General features: G+C 54.5%; 6 protein-coding genes. 1 reads left to right on the top strand and 5 read right to left on the bottom strand.

The window, feature by feature from the left end; translation table 11 throughout:
• The first annotated feature begins 42 nt into the window (after positions 1-42).
• Positions 43-1494 carry a hypothetical protein gene (locus RDM37_RS08275; RefSeq protein WP_308556656.1) on the top strand — a complete coding sequence of 484 codons (1452 nt, stop codon included), beginning with the start codon at positions 43-45 and terminating at the stop codon, positions 1492-1494.
• A gap of 114 nt (positions 1495-1608) precedes the next feature.
• Here the strand turns inward: RDM37_RS08275 and RDM37_RS08270 are convergent, their stop codons facing one another.
• The 5 genes from RDM37_RS08270 to RDM37_RS08250 form a co-directional block, all read right to left on the bottom strand.
• Complete coding sequence (locus RDM37_RS08270; RefSeq protein WP_308556654.1) at positions 1609-2241, bottom strand: MarC family protein; 633 nt, start codon at positions 2239-2241, stop codon at positions 1609-1611.
• 339 nt (positions 2242-2580) lie between these two features.
• Positions 2581-3246 (bottom strand): fructose-6-phosphate aldolase, encoded by a 666-nt coding sequence (gene fsa / locus RDM37_RS08265; protein WP_297112888.1) that lies wholly within the window; start codon positions 3244-3246, stop codon positions 2581-2583.
• 27 nt (positions 3247-3273) lie between these two features.
• Positions 3274-3837 carry a gamma carbonic anhydrase family protein gene (locus tag RDM37_RS08260; RefSeq protein ID WP_298544396.1) on the bottom strand — a complete coding sequence of 188 codons (564 nt, stop codon included), beginning with the start codon at positions 3835-3837 and terminating at the stop codon, positions 3274-3276.
• A gap of 5 nt (positions 3838-3842) precedes the next feature.
• Entirely contained in the window at positions 3843-5633 is a 1791-nt protein-coding gene (locus RDM37_RS08255) for an aminopeptidase P family protein (protein WP_308556652.1), read from the bottom strand.
• A gap of 51 nt (positions 5634-5684) precedes the next feature.
• Positions 5685-7247, bottom strand: a complete 1563-nt coding sequence (locus RDM37_RS08250; protein ID WP_308556650.1) for a DUF4301 family protein — start codon at positions 7245-7247, stop codon at positions 5685-5687.
• Between the last annotated feature and the right edge of the window lie 349 nt (positions 7248-7596).

Genomic DNA, 7596 nt, shown 5'->3' with positions numbered 1-7596 from the left:
GAAGTTATCAAAAACATCATTCTTGAGAAATTGCATTAGCGGGTGGAATGTACGATAGATGGAGATCCCATCTCGGATCAGATTATCATCAAGAAAGTCTCTAGTGACTACGACATCAAGGTCAACGGCATAACCATCACTCCTGAAAATGCGGCTGACGTCTTAGGCGATCAAACGGTTACCTACAAGAAGAAGTACGCTACACTCATCCTATCGAATAGTCATATCGAGGCTAAGGGCATACCCGCCATCGAGGCAAAGACGCCTGTCTACATCACGCTCGTAGGAGAAAACAAGATCTCCTCCGACAGCGACACAGCCCTCCTGCTAGGTGGTGAGGAGTCGATGATCCACGGGAGCGGATCTCTCGAGGTAAGCGCTCCTGCTGGCACGGCTATCGAAGTAAAGGGGAGTCTTAAGATCCAGGGTGTCAACTGTACTGCTACAGGGCTTCGTGCGCTACATGGAGACAAGGAGACCGCTAGACTCACCATCGAAGATTCACGCCTCGCCCTAGACGGGTCAGAGGGAGTACTCTACGGCTTTGCCGAACTCTCTTTGGTACGCACTGCGATCGTCACACCGCAGGGTGCTGTCGCTCAGGAGGGCGCTGTGATGCTAGATGGTAGCGTCTGTAAGGGCAAAGTGCTTATCGACAGACCAGTCGACATACCGCTATTCATCGCGGGCAAGCAAGTTACCACAGCTAACTGCCACGACATCCTAGGAGACGGGACGATCTCTTATGACCCAGAGAAGAAGCTTCTCAAGCTCAACGGCTTTAAGTTTGTCACAGAGGAGATGATTCAAGGCATCAGCGTGATGCAAGCTCTAGGAGACATAACCATCGAGGTGCATGGAGACAATGAAATAGTAACGAACTATATGGGTATCGTCTTTACCTCAGGAGGTCGTATTGTCGGAGATGGCACCCTAAAGATTACATCTAAGAGTCAGGCTCTAGTCGTCAATGGTACGAGTGTCACCATCGAGAGCGGCCCTAAGCTGATCATCTCTGGAGAAGACTCAGGTATCTTCGGATACCTCGAGTACGGAGGCGAGATCATTTTCGACGCGGCTAATGTCATCGTCGAGAAGGGGGGCATTGTCAATCTCTTTGAGATCCTCTTCGATGGGTGTGCTATCTCGACACCTGAGGGCAGTGAGATCATTGTCTCTTACGACCCGCAACGTGGCAATGACTACAAGAGTGTCGGACTCAATGGCGAGGTCTACAAAGGCCGGATTGTCATCGACATCGCTGGAGGGGTAGAAGACACTCTCGCACCTGCGAGCTGTCAGATGCGCATAGCTGAGGGTGTACTCTACGTCCGCTCAGATATGAATGAGACGCTCTCACTTCTAGATCTAGAAGGACGGGTTCTCTACACCACTGAGATGGTTGCTGGCGAGGAGTATCGTATAGAGGAACTCACCTCAGGGAGTTACCTCTTGCGTCTAGGATCACAAACGTACAAGGTGGTCATCCCATAGACAGGCATAGCTTCAATAGTACAGGGGAACGTAGACTGTTCATAGCAGTTTACAAAAAAGCAGAGGCTCGTCCCGATTGGGGCGAGCCTCTACGCTTGATGTGTGTCGGTCCCTTTACTTGCCAAAGAATGGTTCGAGGATGATCATGAGGTTCTCCATAAAGAAGCGTACCGATATGGCTAGCAGGATGACGCCAAAGAACTTACGCAGGATGTAGATCCCGCCCTTGCCAAGCCACTTCTCTAGTAGCGACACGGTCCGTAGCATGAGGTAGATACAGACGACGTTGAGGAGGATGGCGACGAAAAGCGTCGAGGTCGCCGTCCCAGAGGACTTCATTGTTAGGATCGCTGTAAAGGAGGCAGCACCCGCAAAAAGCGGGAAGACGAGCGGCACGATATCGGCACTGCCCGAAGGATCATCGTCTTGAAAGACTTGTATGCCGAAGATCATCTCGACAGCTAGCACGAAGAGGACGATCGAACCCGCCACGGCAAAGGACGAGACATCCACTCCGAAGAAGCCTAGTAGTGGCTCTCCGATGAAGAGGAAGGCGATGAACATAAGGCACGAGATGATGGCTACCTTACTGGGGTGAAAGACCTTACCATTCTCCTTAAGACTCAGCGCGATCGGGATAGCTCCGATGATGTCTATAGAGACAAAGAGGATCATAAAGGTCGCGAAGAAGCTCGACAGTGTGAAGTGCGAGAAGTCGGCTAGGATACTATTCCAAAGATTTTCCATAATAGATTTATCGTCTAACGGTGACTAAGGGGAAAGCTTTCGCCTGCAAAGTTACAAAATCGCCTCCCAACCCTCCAAATGACACGAGACGACTCCTGTAGGGACGCACGATCTGTGCGTCCGTTGTAGAACGAAAGTTACAGCATCGTCTTGGCTGGTTCGGGGACGGACGCACAGATCGTGCGTCCCTACACGGCGCAGTAACAACAGCCAACAGCTAACGGCCAACAGCCAACCGCCAAAAACAACGGACGCACCGATGGTCTGAGTCCAATCGGTGCGTCCGGTAGTTACAGCGATGATCTATTTGAGACTGTTGACTTTTGCAACAGTCGCTATTTACTTGCCTTGCTTGGCGACGCGCTCTTGGTCGGCGATGAAGGCTGCGAGACCGCTATCGGTGAGCGGGTGCTTGAGCAGTCCGAGGATAGCCTTGAGCGGGCAGGTGGCTACGTCAGCACCGACGCGCATGCAGTCGATGATATGCTGCGTGTGACGGATGCTAGCGGCTAGGACCTGCGTATTAAAGCCGTAGGTCTCGAAGGTCTCTACGATGTCGGCGATGAGCGAGACACCATCCGAGCTGATGTCGTCGAGACGACCCACAAAGGGCGAGACGTAGGTAGCTCCCGCCTTAGCAGCTAGGACAGCCTGACCGAGGTTGAAGATGAGCGTACAGTTGGTCCGTATGCCCTCCTTGGTGAGCTGGCAGATGGTCTTGATACCGTCTTCGGTGCAGGGGACCTTGACCACGATGTTTTTGTGTAGGGCAGCTAGCTCGCGTGCCTCGGGGAGCATCTTCTCGTAGGTGGTGCTGAGCACCTCGGCACTGACGTCTCCGTCTACGATATTGCAGATCTTGAGGTAGTGCTCACGACAGGCCGCATCGCCAGCGATGCCTTCCTTAGCCATCAGTGAGGGGTTTGTTGTGACGCCATCGAGGACACCGAGCGCTTCGGCTGTGCGGATATCATCGAGATTGGCTGTATCGATAAAAAACTTCATAAAGGGGTATATGTTGAAAGGTAAATTCTATTCGTGCGAACCCTCAGAGTATTTCTCAGGATTCATAAACCAGTCGGCATACATGCCGTAGTCGTGTGCCGTGCGCTTATTGAGCGACTGGCTCTGCTCGGGAGGCACGTCCTTGATATACTTAGCTGGCGTGCCAGCGTACATGGTGTAGGGCGGAATGATTGTGTTGGCTAGGACGACCGCCCCAGCGGCTACGATAGCACCCTCACCGACCACTGCGTTGTCCATGACGACGGCACCCATGCCGATGAGTGCATAGGCACCCACCTTGGCACCATGCAGGATTACGTTGTGACCCAGTGAGGCGTAGTCGCCCACCTCGCATACGGAGCGCCCGTGGAGCGTGTGGAGCGTGCAGCCGTCCTGTATGTTGACATGGTCGCCAATGTGGATGCTATTGACATCGCCACGTACGACGGCGTTGAACCATACGCTGCACCCTGCACCCATCACCACATCACCGATGATGCGTGCACCCTCGGCGACGAAGGTGCCCTCCCCGAGCTGAGGCGTAAAGCCCCGCACGGGGATAAGGCTTCCTGCTGGATATTCGTATGCCATACCGATTAGAGGGGTAGGGTCTTGTTGCGTAGCCACTCAGCCTCCTCAGGGGTGAGTAGGGGAGAGAGCTCCTGGTAGACATGCTCCTGATAGTCGTTGTACCAAGCTATCTCCTTGTCAGTCAGGAGAGACTTGTCTACGAGCGCATTGTCTAGGTAGCAGAGCGTCATCGTCTCAAAGCCGTAGAAGGTGCCGAACTCGGTCTGCTCCTTCTCGACCGTTAGGATCAAGCTCTCGATGCGTATACCATACTGGTCTGCACGATAGAGGCCAGGCTCATTGCTGGTGAAAGTGTGCAGATGCATCGGGGTCGGATTATTGTCCGTGCGGATATTTTGTGGACCCTCGTGTACATTCATGAAGACACCGACGCCATGCCCTGTGCCGTGCCCGTAGGAGAGACCTCTATCCCAAAGCGCCTTGCGAGCTAGTATGTCTAGCTGGTTACCGCGAGTACCCTTGGGGAAGCGTGCCGTAGCGATCGCTATGTGTCCCTTGAGGACTAGCGTGAAGTCTGTGCGCTGCTGGTCGGTGACAGGGCCGAGAGCGATCGTGCGGGTGATGTCTGTCGTACCGTCGATGTACTGTCCACCGCTGTCTAGTAGGAGCATCCCTTCGGGCTCCAGCTTGTAGGCACTCTCGGGTGTGGCGGAGTAGTGCACGATAGCACCATGCCCCTTGTAGCCACAGATGACGCCAAAGCTGTCGCTGACGTAAAACTCTTGCTTCGCACGGAACTGCTGGAGCGTCTCGCCAGCCGTGTACTCGTCGACATGCTCGCCCTTTTTCAGAGCCTGCTCGAGCCAGATGAAGAAGCGAGTCAGGGCGACACCGTCACGGTGCATAGCACGGTGGATGCCAGCGATCTCCGCCTCGTTCTTGATCGACTTGAGATGCGATATGACTGAGTCGCCTGTGATGACGGGACGATCGCCCAGCTCCTCACGGACACGCTGTGAAGTGCGCTTGGGGTCGACCATCACCTTGAGATTGGCAGGCAGCTTGCTGAGGAAGTCATAGAAGGTGTCGTAGTCGCGCACCTCTACGCCCTCGCCATTGAGTATCTGGCGTAGCTCGGGGACCGTCTTCTCGGGTAGTGCAAAGAGATAAGCCTGCTTATTGTCGATAAAGCCGAAGGCGATGCCGACGGGATTGTAGGAGACATCGTTGCCCCTGATGTTAAAGCTCCAGCAGAGCTCATCGACCATCGTGATAGCGACCGCCTCGGCACCATAGCTCTGGTAAGCCTCGCGGATACGCTGCAGACGGTCACGAGTGCGCTCGCCTGAGAACTTGACATCCTGTAGGTAGAACGTATTGGTTGGCACGCCAGGTCTGTCGCTCCAGACCTCCTCGATGAGGTCGTACTGGGAGACCAGCTTGATGCCGTGATTAGCTAGCGACTGAGCAAGCGGTGCATACTCAGCCATGGAGTAGCAGGCACCATCGACACCGACGACCGCCCCCTCGCTTAGGTGGCCCGCAAGATACTGCTCGATGGTAGGGGTGTCTGGGTCGTCGCCACGCTGTAGCGTCATCTCGCTACCTTGTAGCTCGTTGGTCGCCTGCAGGTAGTAGCGTGAGTCGGTCCACATGAAGGACTTGTCTAGCGTCACGAGAGCCGTGCCGGCAGAGCCGGTGAAGCCACTGATCCAGGTGCGCGACTTCCACCGCTCGGGGGTGTACTCGCTCAGATGAGCATCGCCGCTAGGTATGATGTAAGCATCTATATGATGCGTGCGCATCGCTTGGCGGAGCGCCTCGATACGCTGATTGGTAGGATTGTTTGTTGGCATATATATAATTGTTTGTTCTTTGAATCTATGGGTCTGTGTCTAGGTTTGGGTCTAGTCTGCTAGCGGCTGATGCTCCGGGCGGAGCAGGTCTAGGACCGTCTTGACAGGGGTAAAGGTATCGCTCGGCACCTCGACGAAGATCGTATTCCAGTCGTGCATAGCTCCATTCCAAAGTCCTGGATGCTCCAGAGCTTTGAGCGGACGCCCCTCGACGCTCTTCTCACTGATGAATGCTGTCTGCGGATTGACATACTTGTGCAGGTCAAAGGGGTTGCCCTCGTAGTCTCGTATGTAGCAGCAGAGGTCGACCGGGTTGAAGTGGGTTCCCTCGCGCATCATCTCGAGTGCCTCGGGGTTGTTCTTGTCCACCTGTACGCTCTCTAGGATCTGCAGCGAGGTGGTGCCGTCGGCTTCGCGTACTAGGTAGGGGCCACCGCCAGGCTCGCCCTCATTGCGCACCATACCGCAGACTCGTATCGGGCGATTGAGCTTGCTCATCAGCTTAGGTATCAGCTCCTCCTCGCTGAGTAGCTCGGCGTGCGGGATCTGTATGCAGAGCGTCTCATCGAGGAAGGTCAAGATCTCCTCCGTCAGTGCCTTGCTCACCTTCGCGCGCTTGAGCTGCTGTAGATAGCCGAAGATGCGGTCACGTACTGCGAGGAGGATGCCACCGAGGAGCTTTTTGTAGAGTACCGTATTGCTCTTCAGATGGTCGGGCGTGACGTTGTCAATGTTTTTGATGAAAACGACAGAAGCGTCCAGCCGACCAAGATTGCCTATGAGCGTGCCGTGCCCACCGGGGCGGAGAAGTAGCGTGCCATCAGCACGACGGAAGGGCGTGCCACGCTCTAGGTCTAGAGCGATCGTGTCGGTGCTAGACTCCTGGACACTATAGGTCACCTGGTAGCGACAGCCGAAGAGATCCTCGAAGCTCTGGATGCGTCTATCCACGAGAGAGCGAAAAGCCTCTAGATGCTCAGGCGATACGGTGAAGTGTAGTCGTACACGTCCGTGGATGTCTTGCGCATAGAGTGCGCCCTCGACCATGTGCTCTTCGATAGGGGTGCGCTTGGTGCCATTGGGGTAATCGTGAAAGAGGAGCATCCCCTTGGGTAGCGAGCCGTAGCTCATGCCGTGCGGGTCGAGGAGGTTGTCGATGATGGTGCCGTACTGCTCGCTCTCGACCAACTTGCTCATGGTGCGCCAATTGTTGCGCAGGCAGGTCTCGCTCAGCTTCTCATAGAAGGCAAAAGACTCTAGATGATCCACAAACGTTTGTTGGTCGGGTGTTAGGTCATCGTGCGAGATCTGCTGCTCCTTGGGGAGCCCGTAGAGTGCCTTAAACATACGACTAGCCGCTCCCGATGCGGGGACAAACTTGATGACGTCGGCCTCCGGCTTCTGCAGGTAGTCGTGCCACAGGTCGAGGTACTGAACCATCTCGTCCGTTGCTAGGCGCACGATGCCTCGCTCGATCTTGGCCGAGTCAACGATAACAAGGTAGGGCGTCCCCTCGACGAGTAGCTTGAGCTGTCGCTCGGCTTCGCTGTCGGAGATGCCCCGCTCAGCGAGGTAGCTGAGGTCTTCGGGGGTAAATGCTGTGGTGTCAGACATACGCTGTAAGGTGTCAGAATGATAGGTAGCTCAAAGATACGAAAAAGTAGCTAGTAGTTAGAGATTAGAAGTTAGAGATTAGAGGTTAGAAGTTAGAGGGCTAGTGGCACTAGTGACTCTAGTCAGGGCTGACTGGGGAAAGCTAGCACCAGATCGCTACAATAATTTAGATCCGACTACATATCGACACGGGGCTCTGTCGGGGAAAAGTGATTTCCACGTGGATATTTCGAAATGCCCACGTGGAGAATTTTTATTTCCCAGGTAGGAAAGAAAAAATTCCTCGGAGGAATCAAATGAAACTTCGGAGGAAATGAATGACGCCCACGTGGAAAATAAAAAATATCCA

The organism is uncultured Porphyromonas sp. (genome assembly GCF_902489635.1).
Lineage (GTDB): Bacteria > Bacteroidota > Bacteroidia > Bacteroidales > Porphyromonadaceae > Porphyromonas.
This window is presented reverse-complemented; position numbering and strand designations above follow the sequence as displayed.